This is a genomic window from Agromyces soli (genome assembly GCF_022811605.1).
GTDB lineage: Bacteria > Actinomycetota > Actinomycetes > Actinomycetales > Microbacteriaceae > Agromyces > Agromyces soli.
Map to the genome: position 1 here is coordinate 3,402,269 of NZ_CP094533.1, position 16,339 is coordinate 3,418,607.

Annotated in this window: 18 protein-coding genes; 4 read left to right on the forward strand and 14 right to left on the reverse strand. The window is 72.8% G+C overall.

The window, feature by feature from the left end:
- Positions 1-57 precede the first annotated feature (57 nt).
- The 6 genes from MTP13_RS16345 to truB all read right to left on the reverse strand — a co-directional run bounded on the left by MTP13_RS16345 (position 58) and on the right by truB (position 5,096).
- Positions 58-1,002, reverse strand: coding sequence for a sugar-binding transcriptional regulator (locus MTP13_RS16345; RefSeq protein WP_189086116.1), 945 nt, complete (start codon positions 1,000-1,002; stop codon positions 58-60).
- Between the two features lie 155 nt (positions 1,003-1,157).
- Complete coding sequence (locus MTP13_RS16350) at positions 1,158-2,375, reverse strand: MFS transporter (protein WP_243568717.1); 1,218 nt, start codon at positions 2,373-2,375, stop codon at positions 1,158-1,160.
- A gap of 2 nt (positions 2,376-2,377) precedes the next feature.
- The gene (locus MTP13_RS16355) at positions 2,378-3,313 is read right to left on the reverse strand and encodes a bifunctional riboflavin kinase/FAD synthetase (RefSeq protein WP_243568718.1); all 936 of its coding nucleotides are present in this window, start codon (positions 3,311-3,313) and stop codon (positions 2,378-2,380) included.
- Positions 3,310-3,789: a hypothetical protein gene (locus MTP13_RS16360; protein WP_243568719.1), complete on the reverse strand. Its 480-nt coding sequence runs from the start codon at positions 3,787-3,789 to the stop codon at positions 3,310-3,312. Before MTP13_RS16360 ends, MTP13_RS16355 begins: the two co-directional genes overlap by 4 nt.
- A gap of 45 nt (positions 3,790-3,834) precedes the next feature.
- Positions 3,835-4,203: a hypothetical protein gene (locus MTP13_RS16365; RefSeq protein ID WP_243568720.1), complete on the reverse strand. Its 369-nt coding sequence runs from the start codon at positions 4,201-4,203 to the stop codon at positions 3,835-3,837.
- Positions 4,200-5,096, reverse strand: a complete 897-nt coding sequence (gene truB, locus MTP13_RS16370; RefSeq protein ID WP_243568721.1) for a tRNA pseudouridine(55) synthase TruB — start codon at positions 5,094-5,096, stop codon at positions 4,200-4,202. The genes MTP13_RS16365 and truB overlap by 4 nt, the downstream gene beginning before the upstream one ends.
- Before the next feature lie 55 nt (positions 5,097-5,151).
- Between truB and MTP13_RS16375 the strand changes: the two genes are divergently transcribed.
- Positions 5,152-6,147 (forward strand): ketopantoate reductase family protein, encoded by a 996-nt coding sequence (locus tag MTP13_RS16375; RefSeq protein WP_243568722.1) that lies wholly within the window; start codon positions 5,152-5,154, stop codon positions 6,145-6,147.
- A gap of 27 nt (positions 6,148-6,174) precedes the next feature.
- Here the strand turns inward: MTP13_RS16375 and MTP13_RS16380 are convergent, their stop codons facing one another.
- A complete protein-coding gene (locus MTP13_RS16380) occupies positions 6,175-6,510 on the reverse strand; it encodes a hypothetical protein (RefSeq protein WP_243568723.1) in 336 nt (111 codons plus the stop codon).
- Between MTP13_RS16380 and MTP13_RS16385 the strand changes: the two genes are divergently transcribed.
- Together MTP13_RS16385 and MTP13_RS18240 are read left to right on the forward strand one after the other, a co-directional pair.
- Positions 6,503-6,844: a hypothetical protein gene (locus MTP13_RS16385; protein ID WP_243568724.1), complete on the forward strand. Its 342-nt coding sequence runs from the start codon at positions 6,503-6,505 to the stop codon at positions 6,842-6,844. The genes MTP13_RS16380 and MTP13_RS16385 overlap by 8 nt on opposite strands.
- A 20-nt stretch (positions 6,845-6,864) precedes the next feature.
- Positions 6,865-6,987, forward strand: a complete 123-nt coding sequence (locus tag MTP13_RS18240; RefSeq protein ID WP_279399743.1) for a hypothetical protein — start codon at positions 6,865-6,867, stop codon at positions 6,985-6,987.
- Between the two features lie 101 nt (positions 6,988-7,088).
- On the opposite strand, the gene MTP13_RS16390 is transcribed toward MTP13_RS18240, so the two are convergent.
- Positions 7,089-7,676 (reverse strand): nucleoside/nucleotide kinase family protein, encoded by a 588-nt coding sequence (locus MTP13_RS16390; protein ID WP_243568725.1) that lies wholly within the window; start codon positions 7,674-7,676, stop codon positions 7,089-7,091.
- Positions 7,677-7,728: 52 nt separating this feature from the next.
- Between MTP13_RS16390 and MTP13_RS16395 the strand changes: the two genes are divergently transcribed.
- Positions 7,729-8,613: an HhH-GPD family protein gene (locus MTP13_RS16395; RefSeq protein ID WP_243568726.1), complete on the forward strand. Its 885-nt coding sequence runs from the start codon at positions 7,729-7,731 to the stop codon at positions 8,611-8,613.
- 16 nt (positions 8,614-8,629) lie between these two features.
- Here MTP13_RS16395 and rbfA read toward each other — a convergent pair whose 3' ends face one another.
- From rbfA to MTP13_RS16425, 6 genes are all read right to left on the reverse strand, one after another.
- A complete protein-coding gene (rbfA, locus tag MTP13_RS16400; RefSeq protein WP_243568727.1) occupies positions 8,630-9,100 on the reverse strand; it encodes a 30S ribosome-binding factor RbfA in 471 nt (156 codons plus the stop codon).
- A 59-nt stretch (positions 9,101-9,159) separates the two neighbouring features.
- Positions 9,160-11,946, reverse strand: coding sequence for a translation initiation factor IF-2 (infB, locus tag MTP13_RS16405; RefSeq protein ID WP_243568728.1), 2,787 nt, complete (start codon positions 11,944-11,946; stop codon positions 9,160-9,162).
- 85 nt (positions 11,947-12,031) lie between these two features.
- Positions 12,032-12,277 (reverse strand): YlxR family protein, encoded by a 246-nt coding sequence (locus MTP13_RS16410; RefSeq protein ID WP_243568729.1) that lies wholly within the window; start codon positions 12,275-12,277, stop codon positions 12,032-12,034.
- A gap of 63 nt (positions 12,278-12,340) precedes the next feature.
- Positions 12,341-13,330, reverse strand: coding sequence for a transcription termination factor NusA (nusA, locus tag MTP13_RS16415; RefSeq protein ID WP_243568730.1), 990 nt, complete (start codon positions 13,328-13,330; stop codon positions 12,341-12,343).
- 108 nt (positions 13,331-13,438) lie between these two features.
- Positions 13,439-14,506 (reverse strand): LOG family protein, encoded by a 1,068-nt coding sequence (locus MTP13_RS16420; protein WP_243568731.1) that lies wholly within the window; start codon positions 14,504-14,506, stop codon positions 13,439-13,441.
- Positions 14,507-14,564: 58 nt separating this feature from the next.
- Positions 14,565-16,334 carry a proline--tRNA ligase gene (locus MTP13_RS16425; protein ID WP_243568732.1) on the reverse strand — a complete coding sequence of 590 codons (1,770 nt, stop codon included), beginning with the start codon at positions 16,332-16,334 and terminating at the stop codon, positions 14,565-14,567.
- Positions 16,335-16,339 lie beyond the last annotated feature (5 nt).

Consider the following 16,339-nt stretch of genomic DNA (forward strand, 5'->3'; position numbering starts at 1 on the left):
GTGACCTGCCTTCCGGCTGTTGTGGCGATACGTGGTTCGTGGGGAGGTGCGCGGCGTTCAGCCGTCGAGGAGGTGGAGCGCCGTGGCCTCGTCGGTGACGAGCACGGTGCACAGCCCGCTGCGCACGACCGCGTCGGCGACGGGATGCTTCGCCTGACCGGCGATGACGGCGATGGCGAGCGGGGCCTGGCGGAGCTCGTCGAGAGTGAGCCCGACGGTGCGCGCGTCGAGCGCGGGGTCGACGATGTTGCCGTCGGAGTCGAGGTAGCGGCCGACGACGTCGCCGACGGCGCCCTTCGCGACGAGGAGGTCCACGTCGGAGACGGAGAGGTACCCGCTCTCGACGTGCACCGAGCTCTCGTCGGCGGCGCCTGCGCTGAAGAGGTAGGCGTCGGCGGAGCGGGCGAGCTCGATCACGCCCGCGACGACGCGATCGGACTCGATGGCCTGCTTCGTCTCGAGCCGCTCGAGGATGGCGGGGCTCGGCAGCAGGGTGGCCTGCCCTCCGCCCTTCTGGGCGATGCCGACGGCGGTGGCCGCGGCGGTGCCCGGTCGTCGGTTCAGGCTCACGCCGCCGTTGATCTGCACGACGTTCACGCCGGTCGCCCAGCCGTTGCGGAGGTGCTGCGAGATCTCGTAGAGCGTGCGGCCCCAGCTCACGCCGAGGGTGCGCGGCACCGGGCGCAGCGCGGTGAGGTAGTCGGCCGCGGCCTGGGCCGTGCGGGCCTGCAACTCCTCGGGGCCGGCGACCCCGGCGGAGGAGACGACGATCGCGTCGCTCAGCCCGCGCTCCTCGCGCAGGCGGCGCTCGATCGGCAGGCGCCGGGCTCGCGGGTGCAGGATCTCGATGCGGATGAACCCGCGCTGCTTGGCCTGGGCGAGCAGCCGGCCGACCTTCCAGCGGGTCAGGCGCAGCGCCTGACCGATCTCGTCCTGGGTCTTGTTCTCTTCGTAGTAGAGCTCAGCGGCCCGGATCGACAGCAGCTCATCGGTCTCGTCCATCCGACTCCTTCCCCTCGTTCCAGGGTAGGCACCGGATCCGCGCCCAGCAACACTCGCAGGTGATTCTGCTCACATGAGCAACACGGGCCGGCGGCGCACGCGCGCGAGCACGGCGGCGAGGCATCCACCGCGGAGCCCGCGACCGGCGCGGACGCTCAGCGCCGCTCGTCCTCCAGGTACCGCGGCCGCGCCACGACGGCCCCGGCGACCGCGGCCGGCAGGGTCGAGACGAGCAGCAGCAGGAGCGGCCACGTCCAGCCGCCGCTCGCCTCGTGCAGCAGGCCGACGACGAGCGGGCCCACCGCGACGACGAGATACCCCGCCGACTGCACGAAGCCGCTCAGGGCGACCGCACCCTCGTGACTGCGCGTGCGGAGATTGATGAGCACGAGCGACAACGGGAACAGCATCGGACCGCAGCCGACGAGGGCGACCCAGAGCCAGCTCGCCTGCCCCGGCGCGAGCAGGAGGCCCAGGTAGCCGCAGACGAACACGAGCACCGCGAACCAGACGAGCAGCCGGATCCGGCCGAAGCGCACCGCGAGCACCGGGACGAAGAGCCCAGCCGGGATCCCCATCGCCGCGTAGAGGGAGAGCAGCGCGCCCGACTCCGCCGGAGCGGTGCCCGCGATGTCGTGCAGGATCTCGGGCAGCCAGGCGAACGCCGAGTAGGCGTTGAAGCCGGCGACCGCGAAGACGACGAGCAGCGCCCAGCCGAGGGGCGAGCGCGCGGCCCGGGCGAGCAGCCCGGGCTGCGGCTCCTCCGGCTGGCTGTCGACGCCCGCCGCCGGCCGCGCGAGCAGCAGCGCCCACGGCACGAGCGCGACCGCCGCGACAACGGCCCACTCCCCCACCGACACCCGCCAACCGGCCGCCTCGGCCACCGGTTCGGCCAGCAGGGGCGGAACGAGCGTGCTCACCGACATCGCCGTGACGTAGACCGTCGTCATGAGCCCGATCCGAGCCGGGAAGTAGCGCTTCACGAGCGGGGGCAGCAGCACGTTGCCGACGCCCATCGCCGCGAAGGTCGCGACGCTCGCCACGACGAGCTGCACGCCGTCCGCGGCGAGACCGCGCCAGGCCAGCCCGGCCGTCAGCAGCACGAGGGAGGCCACGAGGGTGCGTTCGAGGCCGAACCGGCGCGCCACGAGCGGCGTCAGGATGCCGAAGGCCGCGTAGCACAGCGGCGGCAGCATGCCGAGGAAGCCGATGAACGCCGGGCTCAGTGCGATGTCCTCGGCGACCCGGCCGAGCACCGGCGAGAGCGCCGCGACGGCCGTGCGCAGGTTGAACGCGACGAGCACGATGCCGAGGAGGGCGAGCAGCCGGCCCCGCCACGGAGCGCGAGGCGAGGGCGGACCCGCGGGGGCCACGCTCAGCCCAGCAGGATGGTGCGGATGCGGTCGACGTCGTCCTGGATGGTCGCGATCAGGTCTGGGATGGTCGTGAACGCCACCATCCCGCGGATCCGCTCGACGAACTCGACGTCGACGAGGTGGTCGTACAGGTCGAGCTCGCGATCGAGCACGTACGCCTCGACCTGCTTCTTCGGCACGCCCTCGAAGGTCGGGTTGTCGCCGACGGAGATCGCCGCCGGATACCGGACGCCGGCGTCGGTCAGCCAGCCGGCGTACACGCCGTCGCCCGGGATGAGTCCCTCCGACTCCGGCGAGAGGTTGGCCGTCGGGAAGCCGAGCTCCCGGCCGCGCGCGGCGCCGTGCACCACGACGCCGCTCACCGTGGGCCGGTGCCCGCCGAGCAGCTCGGCGGCACGGGCGACGTCGCCCTCGTCGAGCATCTCGCGCACCCAGGTCGAGGAGACCCGGCGTTCGCCGTCGGGCCGGATGTCGCCCAGCACCTCGACCGTGAAGCCGTGCCCCTCGCCGAGGCGCTCGAGCAGGGCGACGTCGCCGGCGCCCCTGGCCCCGAAGCGGAAGTCCTCGCCGACGAGCAGCGCCTTCGCGCCGAGCGCGCCGACGAGGATGCGCTCGACGAACTCCTCGGCCGGCACCGAGGCCAGCACCCGGTCGAAGTGCAGCAGCAGCGTGGCGTCGAGCCCGGTCGTCGCGAGCAGCTCGAGCTTCTGCCTCGTGCTCACGAGAGAGGCCGGGCACTTGTCTGGCGCGAGGAGCGCGAGCGGATTGCGGTCGAAGGTGACGGCGACCGCGGCGAGCTGCCGCTCCGCCGCGATCTCGCGCAGTCGCCCGATGACGGCGCGGTGCCCGACGTGCACGCCGTCGAACTTGCCGATCGTGACGGCAGCGGGCCCGAACCCCGCCGGGACTCCGGCGAGGTCGTCGAAGACCCTCACGAGGCCGGCCGTTCGGCGGCGACGGCGAGCGGGGTTTCGGCCGGCGTGCCGGCGGCCGGGCGGTGCTTCGCGAGCCACCACATGCCGAGCACCGGAAGCACGAGCGGGATGAACAGGTACCCGCGGCCGTACCAGGACCACACCGTGTCGTGCGGGAACAGCCCCGGCAGCACGACGCTCAGCGTGCCGACGACGAGGACGCCGGTGAACTCGAAGACGATCGTCGCCCAGGCGACGCGGTACCAGCCGCGGCCCGAGCGGACGAGGGCGATCGTCGCGATCACGTAGACGACGGCGGCGAGCGCGGAGAGGGCGTAGGCGAGCGGCGCCTCGTCGAACTTCTGCACGATCTGCACGAAGGAACGGCCGAGGGCCGCGAGGGCGAGCACGCCGTAGACGGCGACGAGGACGCGGCCGATGCCGCTCATCCGCCGACGCGCGGCGGGCGCGGCCGGGCTCTGGGGTGCGCTGTTCATGTCGCTTCGATTCTCTCAGACGCGCCGACGATGCGGCGCACGGGGTCAGAGCCCCTGGACGGTCCAGATCTGCAGCATCCGGTACACCATGACGCCCACGGAGAAGGCGGCGACGCCGAGCACGACCGTCGACCAGCGGTTGCGCTCGAGCAGCGCCCACAGCGCGGCCGCCGGGGGCAGCAGCAGGGCGCTCACGAGATAGGTGTAGAACTCGAGCACGCTGCCGCTCGGCGCGTTCCCGAACGCGGGCGCGAGCAGCGCGACGACGAGCTGCGCGACGAGCAGCAGCTCGACGAGGGCGAGCGCGCCGATGGTGAGGTCGCTGGGCTTGCGTCCTGCGAGGCCCAGGACGAGGCAGAGCAGGCCCGCCGCGACGGCGACGCCGAGCTGCACCCAGGTGTACCACTCGATCATGGGGTCGTCTCCTCCTGGGGGAAGCCGGTGATGACGCGGAGCTCGTCGCCGCGGCGCTCGACGATGGCCACGAGCCGATCGGCGGGACCGATCGCTGCGAGCGGCTGCTTCGTCGGGGCCTCGCCGGCGGGGATGCGCTTGCCGTGGCCGAGGTCGATGGTCTGCTGCGCGTCGATCGACACGACCGGCAGCGCGCGTCGCGCCGCCTCGGCGGGGCTCAGGATGCGCGCGGCGACGTCCAGTCCGTCGAGCGGTGCGGCCTGCTCGACCGGGAAGCTGCCGATTCTGGTGCGGCGGAGCGCCGTCAGATGCCCGCCGACGCCGAGGCCCGCGCCGAGGTCGCGGGCGAGCGCCCGGATGTAGGTGCCCGAGCTGCAGTCGACGCGCACGTCGAGGTCGAGGTGGCCGTCGGCGCGGCGGAGCTCGAGCAGCTCGAACGCCGAGACCGTGACGCGCCGGGGCGCGAGTTCGACCTGCTCCCCCGCGCGGACGCGGTCGTAGGCGCGCCGTCCGTCGACCTTCACGGCGCTCACGGAGCTCGGCACCTGCTCGATCTCGCCGGTGAGCGCCGCCATGCCGGCGGCGATCGCCCGGTCGGCGACGGCGGCGACGCGCGCCGGGTCGGCCGCCTCGTGCGGTTCGCCCTCGGCGTCGTCGCTCGTGGTGCCCCAGCCGAGGCGGATGGTCGCGAGGTACTGCTTGTCGAGACCGACGAGGTAGTGCAGCAGGCGGGTGGAGCCGCCGACGCCGAGCAGGAGGAGCCCCGTCGCCATCGGGTCGAGCGTGCCGGCGTGGCCCACCCGGCGGGTGCCGGCGAGGCGGCGGACGCGCGCGACGACGTCGTGGCTCGTGATCCCCTGCGGCTTGTCGACGAGGAGGAGGCCGCTGTTCACGCCGACCAGGCTAACAGTCGTCCGCGGGCCGGGCCGCCGCCCCTACGCTGGGAGGATGCGGATCGGGATCATCGGCGCGGGCGCGCTCGGCGGCACCTTCGCCGCGCTGCTCGCCCGCTCGGGCCACGAGGTCGAGGTGACCGCGCGGGGCGCCGGGCTCGAGGCGATCCGCGCGGGCGGCATCCGCCTGTCCGGCGGCTACGGCGAGGCCGCCGTGCAGGTCGAGGCGAACCCCCGGCTCACCCGTCGCCCCGAGCTCGTGCTCGTGTGCACGAAGGCGCAGGATGCCGAGGCCGCGATCGCCGCGAACGCCGAGCTGATCGCCGGCCTGCCGCTCGTCGTCGTGCAGAACGGCCTCGACGGCGTCGCCACGGCCGAGCGGCTGCTGCCCGGCACGCCGTGCTTCGGCGTGCTGTCGATCATCGCCGCGAACTACACCGAGCCGGGCGTCGTGCGCGTGACGACGACGGCCACGAGCTACCTCGGCCGCGGCGAGGGCCCGGCCGACGCCGAGAGCCGGCGCATCGCGGCGCTGCTCAGCGACGCCGTACCGGTCGTCGCGATCGGCAACTTCCGCGGCGCGCAGTGGTCGAAGCTCGTCGTCAACATGGTGAACGCGGTGCCGGCGATTCTGGGCCGCCCCGTGCAGGACGTCCTCCGGCACGGACCGACCCGCCGGGTCGTCGCCCGCTCGATGCGCGAGACCGTGCGGGTGGGCGTCGCCCGCGGCGTGCGATTCGGCGCTCTGCAGGGCCTCGGCGATCGTCGGCTGCGGTGCTTCGCCGCACTCCCGGTGGCGCTCGGCCAGGCGCTGCCGTGGCTGATGGGCGTGCGCATGGGGCGGGTGCCGAACCTCGGTTCCACCCAGCAGAGCCTCCGCCGCGGGCAGCCGACCGAGGTCGACCACCTGAACGGCGCGGTCGTGCGCGAGGCGGCCGCGGTCGGGCTCACGGCCCCCGTGAACGCCGCGCTCGTCGAGCTGGTGCACCGGGTCGAACGCGCCGGCGCACCGCTCGGCGAGTCCGAGCTGCTCGCGGCCATCCCGAGCTGAGCGCGACGCGACGACGCCGGACCCGACTCAGGCGGCCGGGACCGCCGCCGCCTCGAACGAGGCCGTGAGGGCGCGGTGCTCGTCGTCGCTCAGCGAGTCCCGGAAACGGTCGGCGAGCAGCGCCCACCGGATGGTCGCGAGCGCGGTGTTCCGGCCGCCGGTGTAGCCCACCCGGTCCATGAGCTCCATGATCTCGTCGGTGAACTCGGCGGAGGCCTGCGCGAACTCGGGGGCGCCGGCGATCGTGACCCGGGCGCGCAGGTAGTCGGCGCTGAAGCGGGCCCGCTTGGCGGCCTCGTGCGCGACGACGATGCGGTGCAGCTGCTCGGCGTCGAGGCCTGCGAGGCGGTCGGTGGTGGTCATGGTCGTGGTCCTTTCTGCGGTCGGATGGTCGGTGGACGGCGGAGACGGAGAACGCCACCCGGTCGTCGACCGGGTGGCGTTGAGCGTCTGGGTGTTCGGCTCAGCTGCCTGGCGGTCGGGCGGGGCGGTCGGGGGTGACGACGCGGTCGCGCAGCGGCGCGTCCGCGGTGCGGTGAACCATCACGACTGCCCTCCCTGCAAGATTCCGATTGAACTGACGATCATCCCAGATTCCCTGGTGAACGGCAATTCCCGGCGCTGCGTGCGAAGCCGCCTGCCCCGCACCACGCTCCCGCAAGAAATGGACTATGGTGTCCGGAAGCCCGCCAGCTGACGAAGGGAAGCGAGCTCATCATGGCCGGAAAGTCACCCAAGGCAAGCACGTCGAAGAAGCAGCCTCAGCTCTCGCTGAAGGAGAAGCGAGCGCAGAAGCGCGAGAAGGCCGACGAGGGCATCGTCAAGGCGCGCAAGCGCTGAGCGAGCCCGGGGGCGGGCGTCCGTCCGCCCCCGTCGTCACACCGGCTCGCCGTCCGGAGCGGGCCGCGACTCAGCCGCGTCCGGTGCGGCCTCGACGCGGCTCAGACCGCGCGGGGCCTCGCCGGGTCGGCCAGCTCCACCACCACGTCCGCCACCCGCCGCGGGTCGCACCTGGCGTAGGCGATCGCGTCCGCCGGGTCGACCGGATCCCCGGCGATCGCGATCGAGAAGTCCCAGAGCGGACGCAGCCGGTCCCGCAGCAGGAACCGCCCGTCCAGGAGGAGCAGGGCGTCTTCGGGCCCCGTGAGCCACTTCGGCTCCACCCAGGCATCCCGTCCGACGTCGCGGACCCGCGTGACGAATCCCGTCGAGCCGGCGAGCCGGAACGGCTCGACGAGCACCCGACGCAGCGCCGACTCGTCGAAGCCGTAGTCGACGTAGCGCGCGGCGGTGTCCGGGCCGAACGCCGCCTGCGCCTCGCGCGAACGGTGGAAGCCCTCCATGCGCGCCCGGAACACCGTCGCGCCGCGCTCCTCGAGCACCGCGCCGAGGTCGTCGGCGAACGCGGTCTTGCCCGAGCGCAGCGGCCCGTCGACCGCGACCACCACCCGCCCCCGGGCGGTGCGCAGCTGCACGAGGTCGGCGAGGTCCCGGAGGAACGTCACTCGCGGGGTCGTCACGAGTCGCATACTGCGAGCCTAACCGCCTCGGCCCGCCCCGGCACGGCCTAGGCTCGAGAGGATGCCACACCCCACCGAGCCGAGCTTCGCCGAGCTCGTCGACGATTGGTTCGCGCACGCCGCGCGCCCCCTGCCGTGGCGTGCCGCCGAGGTGTCGCCCTGGGCGGTGCTCGTGAGCGAGTTCATGCTCCAGCAGACGCAGGTCTCGCGGGTGCTCCCCCGCTGGACCGCATGGATCGAGCGCTGGCCGACGCCGGCCGCGCTGGCCGCCGCTCCCCCGGCCGAGGCCGTTCGCGCCTGGGACCGTCTCGGCTACCCCCGGCGCGCGCTCTGGCTGCACGAGGCCGCCACGGAGATCGTGGAGCGCCACGGCGGCGAGGTCCCGTCCGGCCTCGACGAGCTGCTCGCCCTCAAGGGCATCGGCCCCTACACGGCGCGCGCGATCGCCGCCTTCGCCTTCGGCGATCGGCACCCCGTCGTCGACACGAACACCCGTCGGGTGCTCGCCCGCGCGATCGACGGCCGCGCCCATGCCGGCGCCCCCTCCACGGCGCGCGACCTCGCCGCCATGTCCGCCCAGCTGCCCGTCGAGCGCGCCGCAGCGCGTCGCTTCAACGCCGGGGCGATGGAGCTCGGCGCGACCGTGTGCACGGCGCGCACGCCCGACTGCGAGGCGTGCCCGGTGCGCTCGCGCTGCGCCTGGCTCGCCGCCGGCCGCCCGGACGACGGCGCACCGAAGCGTCGGCAGGCCCGCTACGAGGGCTCAGACCGCCAGGTGCGGGGCATCGTGCTCGCGGAGCTGCGGGCCGCGCACGCCCCCGTCGACCGGGCCCTGCTCGAGACCCGCTGGGCCGACGCCGGACAGCTCGAGCGTGCGCTCGGCTCGCTCGTCGCCGACGGCCTCGCGGTCGTCGGCGCGGACGGCTACTCCCTCCCGGACGCCTGAACGGCGGCGGGCGGGATCAGTCCCGAACGGCGGCGGATGCCTCGTCCTCGTCGTCCTCGTCCTCGTCCACGCGAGGCTTCACGTAGGGGTCGGCCTCCCCGGCGAAGCTCGCGCCCGAGGCGAGCGCCGTGGTCTCCGCGTCGCGCTCGCGCGCCTCGCGGAGCAGCTCCTCGATGTGCTCGGCGTTCTCGGGGATCGCGTCGGCGATGAACTCGAGCGACGGAGTGAGCCGCGCGGTGATGTTGCGACCGACCTCGGTGCGCAGCATCCCGGTCGCCGCCTTGAGGGCGAGCGCCGAGTCGCGACGCTCCTCCTCGGTGCCGTAGACCGTGTAGAAGATGCTGGCGTGCTGCAGGTCGCCCGTGACGCGGACGTCGGTGATCGTCACGAAGCCGAGGCGCGGGTCCCGCAGCCCCTTCTCGAGCCGACGTGCGACGATCTCGCGGATGCGGTCCGCCATCTTCCTGGCGCGCTGGGGATCAGCCATGATGCAGGGTCTCCTTTCGAACGAAAGGCCGGGGCGGCGAACCGCCCCGGCCGTTTCGATCAGACGCGAGGCTTCTCGCGCAGCTCCACGGTCTCGATCTCGTCGCCGACCTGGATGTCGTTGTACTTGCCGAGGCCGATACCGCACTCGAAGTCCGTGCGGACCTCGGTGACGTCGTCCTTGAACCGGCGCAGCGACTCGATGGCGAGCCCGTCCGCGAGGACGACGCCGTCGCGGATGACGCGCGCCTTCGCGTTGCGGGTGATCGTGCCCGAACGGACGATGACACCGGCGATGTTGCCGAACTTCGAGGAGCGGAACACCTCGCGGATCTCGGCGACACCCGACTGGACCTCTTCGTACTCGGGCTTGAGCATGCCCTTGAGCGAGTTCTCGATGTCGTCGATCGCGTTGTAGATGACCGAGTAGAAGCGCACGTCGACGCCCTCGCGGGCGGCGCGCTCGCGCGCCTTCACGTCGGGTCGCACGTTGAAGCCGATCACGATCGCGTTGTCGATGGTGGCCAGGTCGATGTCCGACTCCGTGATCGCACCGACGCCGCGGTGCAAGATGCGGAGCTGGACCGAGTCGTCGACCTCGATCTTCATCAGGGACTCCTCGAGCGCCTCCACGGCACCCGACACGTCGCCCTTGATGATGAGGTTGAGCGCCTCGACCTTGCCCTCCTCGAGGGCCCGGGTGAAGTCCTCGAGCGAGATGCGCTTGCGGGCCTTCGCGAGCTGCGCGTTCCGCTGGGCGGCCTCGCGCTTCTCGGCGATCTGACGCGCCGTGCGGTCGTCCTCGGTCACGAGGAAGGTGTCGCCGGCGCGAGGCACCGAGGACAGGCCCTGGACCTGCACCGGGCGCGACGGCAGCGCGGCCTCGACCGGATCGCCGTTCTCGTCGCTCATCGCCCGGACGCGGCCGTAGGCCGTGCCCGCGACGATCGCGTCGCCGACCTTGAGCGTGCCCGACTGGATGAGCACGGTCGCCACGGCGCCGCGGCCCTTGTCGAGCTTCGCCTCGATCGCGACGCCGCGGGCGTCCTTGTCGGGGTTGGCCCGCAGGTCGAGCCCCGCGTCGGCGGTGAGGAGCACCGCGTCGAGCAGGTCCTGGATGCCGACGCCCTCACGAGCCGAGACGTCGACGAACATGACGTCGCCGCCGTACTCCTCGGCCACGAGGCCGAACTCGGTGAGCTGCTGACGAACCTTGGCGGGGTTCGCCTCGGGCTTGTCGATCTTGTTCACGGCGACCACGATCGGCACGTTCGCCGACTGGGCGTGGTTCAGCGCCTCGACCGTCTGCGGCATGATGCCGTCGTCGGCCGCGACCACGAGGATCGCGATGTCGGTCACCTGCGCACCACGGGCACGCATGGCGGTGAACGCCTCGTGACCCGGGGTGTCGATGAAGGTGATCGCGCGGTCGATGCCCTCGTGCTGAGTGTGCACCTGGTACGCACCGATGTGCTGGGTGATGCCGCCGGCCTCGCCCGACACGACGTTCGCGTTGCGGATGGCGTCGAGCAGTCGGGTCTTACCGTGGTCGACGTGACCCATGACGGTGACGACCGGGGGCCGCTGGGCCAGGTCTTCGTCGGTCTCGTCCTCGAGCTCCTGGTCGAGGTCGATGTCGAAGCCCTCGAGCAGCTCGCGGTCCTCGTCCTCCGGAGAGACGATCTGGATCTTGTAGCCGAGCTCCTCGCCGAGCACCTGGAAGGTGGCCTCGTCGAGCGACTCGGTCGCCGTCGCCATCTCACCGAGGTGGAACAGCACGGTGACGAGCGAACCGGGGTTCGCATCGATCTTGTCGGCGAAGTCCGAGATGGAGGCGCCGCGGCGCAGACGGATCGGGGTCGAGCCGTCGCCACGGGGCACGCTCACGCCGCCGAGCGACGGAGCCTCCCGCATCTCGAATTCTGCCCGCTTCGTCCGCTTCGACTTGCGCGCCTTGCTCTTGCCGCCACCGCGGCCGAACGCGCCGGCCGTGCCGCCGCCGGGACCACGACCGCGACCGCCGCCACCCGCGGGACGCGGGCCGCCGAAGCCGCCGCCGGGGCGCTGGAAGCCGCCGGCACCGGCACCGGGACCGCCCGGACGGCCTGCGCCGCCGGGAGCACCACCGGGACGGAAGCCGCCGCCACCACCGGGACGGCCGGGACCGCCGGGACGACCAGCACCGCCGGGACGCGGGGCGCCGGGGCGCGGCGAACCGGGACGAGGCGCCTGCGGGCGCGGGATGTTGCCGGGGCTCGGGCGCTGGCCCATGCCCTGCGAGCTCGAGAACGGGTTGTTGCCCGGGCGGGGCTGCGCGGGGCGCTGGCCCATGCCCTGCGAGCTCGAGAACGGGTTGTTGCCCGGACGCGAGGAGGCCGGCTTCGGGCCGGCCGGGCGCGGGGCACCGGGCTTGGGCGCTCCGCCGGGCTTGACGGCGTCGCCGGCGGGCTGCTCGGCCGCGGGCGCCTGCTCGGCGCCCTGCGCTGCGGCGGCCTTCTCGGCAGCAGCCTTCTCGGCCGCGGCCTTCTCGGCCTGCGCCTGGCGCTCGGCCACCGTGAGCGGGGCCTCGCCCGCGGGGGCGGGGGCCGGCTCGGGGGTCGCTGCGGGCTTCGGGCCCGGCTTGGGGCCCGGCTTCGCCGCCGCGGGCTTCGGCGCTGCGGCGGGCGCAGCGGTGCCGGCGGCTCCGGCGGCCTCGAGGGCGGCCTTGAGCTTGCGGGCGACGGGGGGTTCGATCGACGAGGACGGGCCCTTGACGTATTCGCCCAGTTCCTTCAGCTTCTCGAGGGCGATCTTGGTGTCGACCCCGAGCTCGCTGGCGATCTCGTGTACGCGTGGTTTGGCAGCCACAACTCTCCTGTTCCGGGTCTGCGCCCGGACAGGGGCAGACCGATTAGTGGACGGGTCTCATTTCGAGCCGCTCATTAGTGGTCCATTAGCCGTTCAGCCTGTTCTGTATGTCGCTGGTGTCCAGCGAGCCCGTGAATCGGAGCGCGCGCCCGAAGGCGCGGCGCCGGTCAGCGAGCAGGAAGCACTCGCGCGTCGGATGCAGCCACGCGCCCCGCCCAGGACGCACCGCTGCCGCATCTGCGACGAGGTGGGAATCTTGGAGAACGACCCTCAGAAGTGAGGATCGCGGGGCACGCGCACGGCAACCGATGCACGTTCTGACGGGTTCCATCTTACACCCCCGGGCCACGTCCTCCGTCGCGCCGGGACGCGACGGAGGAGCCGACGCGGTTCCCTACTCGGCCGTGTCCGGCTGGATGTCGATCTTCGCGCCCGTGAGCTTCGCCGCGAGGCGCGCGTTCTGGCCCTCCTTGCCGATGGCGAGGGAGAGCTGGTAGTCGGGCACGAGCGCGCGCACGGCGCGCAGCGTCTCGTCGACGACGTACGCCCGGGTCACCTTCGCGGGCGAGAGCGCCGAGGCGACGAAGGTCGCGAGGTCGTCGGAGAAGTCGACGATGTCGATCTTCTCGTTGCCGAGCTCGGCGGTGACCGCGCGCACGCGCTGGCCGAGCTCGCCGATCGCCGCGCCCTTCGCGTTCACGCCGGGCTGGGTGGCGCGCACCGCGATCTTCGTGCGGTGTCCCGCCTCGCGGGCGAGCGAGACGATCTCGACCACGCCGGAGGCGATCTCGGGCACCTCGAGCGCGAACAGCTTGCGCACGAGCGCCGGGTGGGTGCGGGACACCGTGATCGAGGGGCCCTTCGCGCCCTTCGCGACGCTCGTCACGTAGACGCGCACGCGCTGGCCGTGCGGATACTCCTCGCCGGGCACCTGCTCCTCGGGGGGCAGGATGGCCTCGACGGTGCCGAGGTCGATGTGCACCATCTTCGGGTTCGGGCCCTGCTGGATGACGCCGGCGACGATGTCTCCCTCGCGGCCCCGGAACTCGCCGAGCACGGCGTCGTCGGCGATGTCGCGGAGGCGCTGGCTGATGACCTGCTTCGCGGCGTACGCCGCGATGCGGCCGAAGTCGTCGGGGGTGTCCTCGGCCTCGCCGATGACGTTGCCCTCCTCGTCGAGCTCGGGCACGAAGATCGCGACGTGCCCGCTCTTGCGGTCGAGCTCGGCACGCGCGCCGTTGGGATTGGCGTGCCCGTGCTGATTCGGATTGCTGTGCTTGAGGTAGGCCATCAGGATCGCCTGCTCGATGATCTGCACCAGTTCGTCGAACGGGATCTCTTTCTCGCGCTCCACCATGCGGAGCATGCTGAGGTCGATATCCATCGCCGGCCTCCTCTATTCAGCTCTTCCCGCCGATTCGGCGGAGATCCCAGGGTACCGGATCGACCGCCCGGTCAGTACCGCGCCGTCCGCGCCCGGTGCCGCGCCGGCTCAGACGCCGAGCGGAGGCTCGGCCGGCGCGCTCGGCAACTCGTCGATGGCGCGGATGAGCCGGTGCAACTCCCCCACCTGCCGGGGCACGAGCTCGAGCGCCAGCCGCGGCAGCTCGATCCGGTCGTCGTCGTTGCGCTCGACGGCGAACGGGGCGACCCGCTCGATCCTGCCGCCCGCCAGCAGCCCGGCGAAGCGCTCGTTGAGCTCCGCGATCTCGGCGTCGCTCGGCTCGGCCCGAAGGCGCAGCACGAGGCGGCCGCCCACCCAGCGGAGCGAGTCGTAGTTGCGCCAGAAGCCGACGATCTCGTCGACCGCCCGCACGGGGTCCTCGGTGATGAGCACCCGATCGAGATCGTCGAGCGCGATGAAGCCGCCGGCGGCGAGCTCGCCCTCGACGAACTCCGCGAGCCCGCGCCAGTAGTGCCCGCCCGGCCGGTCGAGCAGCACGATCGGCACCGGCTCCGCCTTGCCCGTCTGCTGCAGGGTGAGCAGCTCGAACGTCTCGTCGAGCGTGCCGAAGCCCCCGGGGAGGCAGACGAAGCCGCGCGACTCCTTCACGAGCATGAGCTTGCGGGTGAAGAAGTACTTCATCGCGACGCGGTTCGGGTCGACGAGCACCGGGTTCGGGCTCTCCTCGAAGGGCAGCCGGATCGACACGCCGAGCGAGCGATGGGGCCCCGCCCCCTTGGTCGCGGCCTCCATGATGCCGGGGCCGGCGCCGGTCACGACCATCCAGCCCTGCTCGGCGAGCGCCGCGGCGACCTGCTCCGCCTGCGCGTAGCCCGGATCGTCGGGCCTCGTCCGCGCCGAGCCGAAGACGGTGACCTTCGGCACGTCCGCATAGGGTGCGAACAGCCGGAAGGCGGCGCGCATCTCCTCGAGCGCGGCCGCGGTGATCTTGAGGTCGAGCCGATCGGTCGGATCGGTGCCGAGGTGGAGGCCGGTGACGAGGATCCGCTCGATCAGCGAGCGGTTCGCGGAGATCCCGGCCTCGGCGACGAGTTCGTCGACGGCGCCCTGCAGCTCGGGCGGCAGACTCGGGGCGTCGGCGGGCGTGAGGCTCATGCCTCCAGCCTCGCACGGAGCGCGGCGATCATCGCCCGCCGCGCCCGTGCGAGCCGCCTCAGTCCTGGTCGAGCGCGGCGACGACGCCGTCGATCGGCACCTGCACGCGGTCGCCGCTCGCGCGGTCCCAGAGCTCGACGACGCCCTCGGCGACGCCGCGGCCCGCGATCACGATCTTCGGCACGCCGATGAGCTCGGCGTCGGCGAACTTCACGCCGGGCGAGAGCTTCGGGCGGTCGTCGTAGAGCACCTCGCGTCCGCTCGCCTCGAGCGCGGCGACGATCCGCTCGGCGGCCTCGAAGGCGGCCTGGTCCTTGCCCGTCGCGAGCACGTGCACGTCGAACGGCGCGACCGCGGCGGGCCAGACGAGGCCCTTCTCGTCGTTGTTCAGCTCGGCGATGATCGCGAGGATGCGGGTGACGCCGATGCCGTAGGAGCCCATCGTCACGGTGGCGAGCTTGCCGTTCTCGTCGAGCACCTTGAGGCCGAGCGCCTCGGCGTACTTGCGGCCGAGCTGGAAGACGTGGCCGATCTCCATGCCGCGGGCGATCTCCACCGGGCCGGAGCCGTCGGGCGCGGGGTCGCCGTCGCGGACGTCGGAGGCCTCGACCGTGCCGTCGGCGACGAAGTCGCGGCCGGCCACGAGCCCGAAGACGTGCTTCTGGTCGACGTTCGCCCCGGTGATCCACTCGGTGCCGTCGACGACGCGCGGGTCGAGCAGGTAGCGGATGCCGGTGGCCGACTCCTCGCCGAGCACCGCGCCGTCCTCGGACCAGGGGCCGATGTAGCCCTTGACGAGGCCGGGGTGCTTCGCGAAGTCGGCCTCGGTGGCGGGCTCGACCTCGGCCAGCGCGAAGGCGACCTCGACGCGCTTCATCTCGACCTCGCGGTCGCCGGGCAGTCCGATGACGACGAGCTCGCGGCTGCCGTCGAGCCGGGTCAGCGCGAGCACGACGTTCTTCAGGGTGTCCGCCGCGGTCCAGGCGCGGCCGTCGGGCCGGGGCACCTCCGCGTTCGCGAGGTCGACGAGCGTCTGAATGGTCGGCGTGTTCGGCGAGTCGACCACGACGGGGGCCGGCAGACCGTCGAAGGGGATGGGGTCCGGCACGACGGTCGTGAACGCCTCGACGTTCGCCGCGTAGCCGCCGGCCGAGCGCACGAAGGTGTCCTCGCCGACCGGCGTCGGGTGCAGGAACTCCTCGCTCTTCGAACCGCCCATCGCGCCGGCGTCGGCCTGCACGATGACGTACTCGAGGCCGAGCCGCGTGAAGATGCGCTCGTACGCGTCGCGCTGGGCCTGGTACGAGGCATCCAGCCCCTCGTCGCCGACGTCGAAGGAGTAGGCGTCCTTCATCGTGAACTCGCGGCCGCGGAGGAGCCCCGCGCGGGGCCGGGCCTCGTCGCGGTACTTGTCCTGGATCTGGAAGATCGTGAGCGGCAGGTCCTTGTACGAGGAGTACAGGTCCTTCACGAGCAGCGTGAAGGCCTCCTCGTGCGTCGGCGCGAGGAGGTAGTCGGCGCCCTTGCGGTCCTGCAGCCGGAACAGCGCGTCGCCGTACTCGGTCCAGCGGTTCGTGAGCTCGTAGGGCTCGCGCGGCAGCAGCGCGGGGAAGTGCACCTCGTGAGCCCCGGCCGCGGTCATCTCCTCGCGGACGATGCGCTCGATCTTCGCCTTCACCCGCAGGCCCAGCGGCAGCCACGCGAAGACGCCCGGCGCCTGGCGCCGGATGTAGCCGGCGCGGACGAGCAGCTTGTGGCTCGTGACCTCGGCGTCGGCGGGGTCTTCACGGAGGGTGCGGAGGAAGAAGTTCGTAAGACGTGTGGGCACCCGAC

What these genes read in the sequence shown, in the direction of transcription:
- MTP13_RS16360 (WP_243568719.1), bottom strand. Translation starts at nt 3,789, where the DNA reads ATGAACAGCGCACCCCAGAGCCCGGCCGCGCCCGCCGCGCGTCGGCGG.
- nusA (WP_243568730.1), bottom strand. Translation starts at nt 13,330, where the DNA reads ATGGATATCGACCTCAGCATGCTCCGCATGGTGGAGCGCGAGAAAGAG.
- MTP13_RS16345 (WP_189086116.1), bottom strand. Translation starts at nt 1,002, where the DNA reads ATGGACGAGACCGATGAGCTGCTGTCGATCCGGGCCGCTGAGCTCTAC.
- MTP13_RS16410 (WP_243568729.1), bottom strand. Translation starts at nt 12,277, where the DNA reads ATGGAACCCGTCAGAACGTGCATCGGTTGCCGTGCGCGTGCCCCGCGA.
- MTP13_RS16420 (WP_243568731.1), bottom strand. Translation starts at nt 14,506, where the DNA reads ATGAGCCTCACGCCCGCCGACGCCCCGAGTCTGCCGCCCGAGCTGCAG.
- MTP13_RS16365 (WP_243568720.1), bottom strand. Translation starts at nt 4,203, where the DNA reads ATGATCGAGTGGTACACCTGGGTGCAGCTCGGCGTCGCCGTCGCGGCG.
- MTP13_RS16375 (WP_243568722.1), top strand. Translation starts at nt 5,152, where the DNA reads ATGCGGATCGGGATCATCGGCGCGGGCGCGCTCGGCGGCACCTTCGCC.
- MTP13_RS18240 (WP_279399743.1), top strand. Translation starts at nt 6,865, where the DNA reads ATGGCCGGAAAGTCACCCAAGGCAAGCACGTCGAAGAAGCAGCCTCAG.
- MTP13_RS16390 (WP_243568725.1), bottom strand. Translation starts at nt 7,676, where the DNA reads ATGCGACTCGTGACGACCCCGCGAGTGACGTTCCTCCGGGACCTCGCC.
- rbfA (WP_243568727.1), bottom strand. Translation starts at nt 9,100, where the DNA reads ATGGCTGATCCCCAGCGCGCCAGGAAGATGGCGGACCGCATCCGCGAG.
- MTP13_RS16380 (WP_243568723.1), bottom strand. Translation starts at nt 6,510, where the DNA reads ATGACCACCACCGACCGCCTCGCAGGCCTCGACGCCGAGCAGCTGCAC.
- MTP13_RS16395 (WP_243568726.1), top strand. Translation starts at nt 7,729, where the DNA reads ATGCCACACCCCACCGAGCCGAGCTTCGCCGAGCTCGTCGACGATTGG.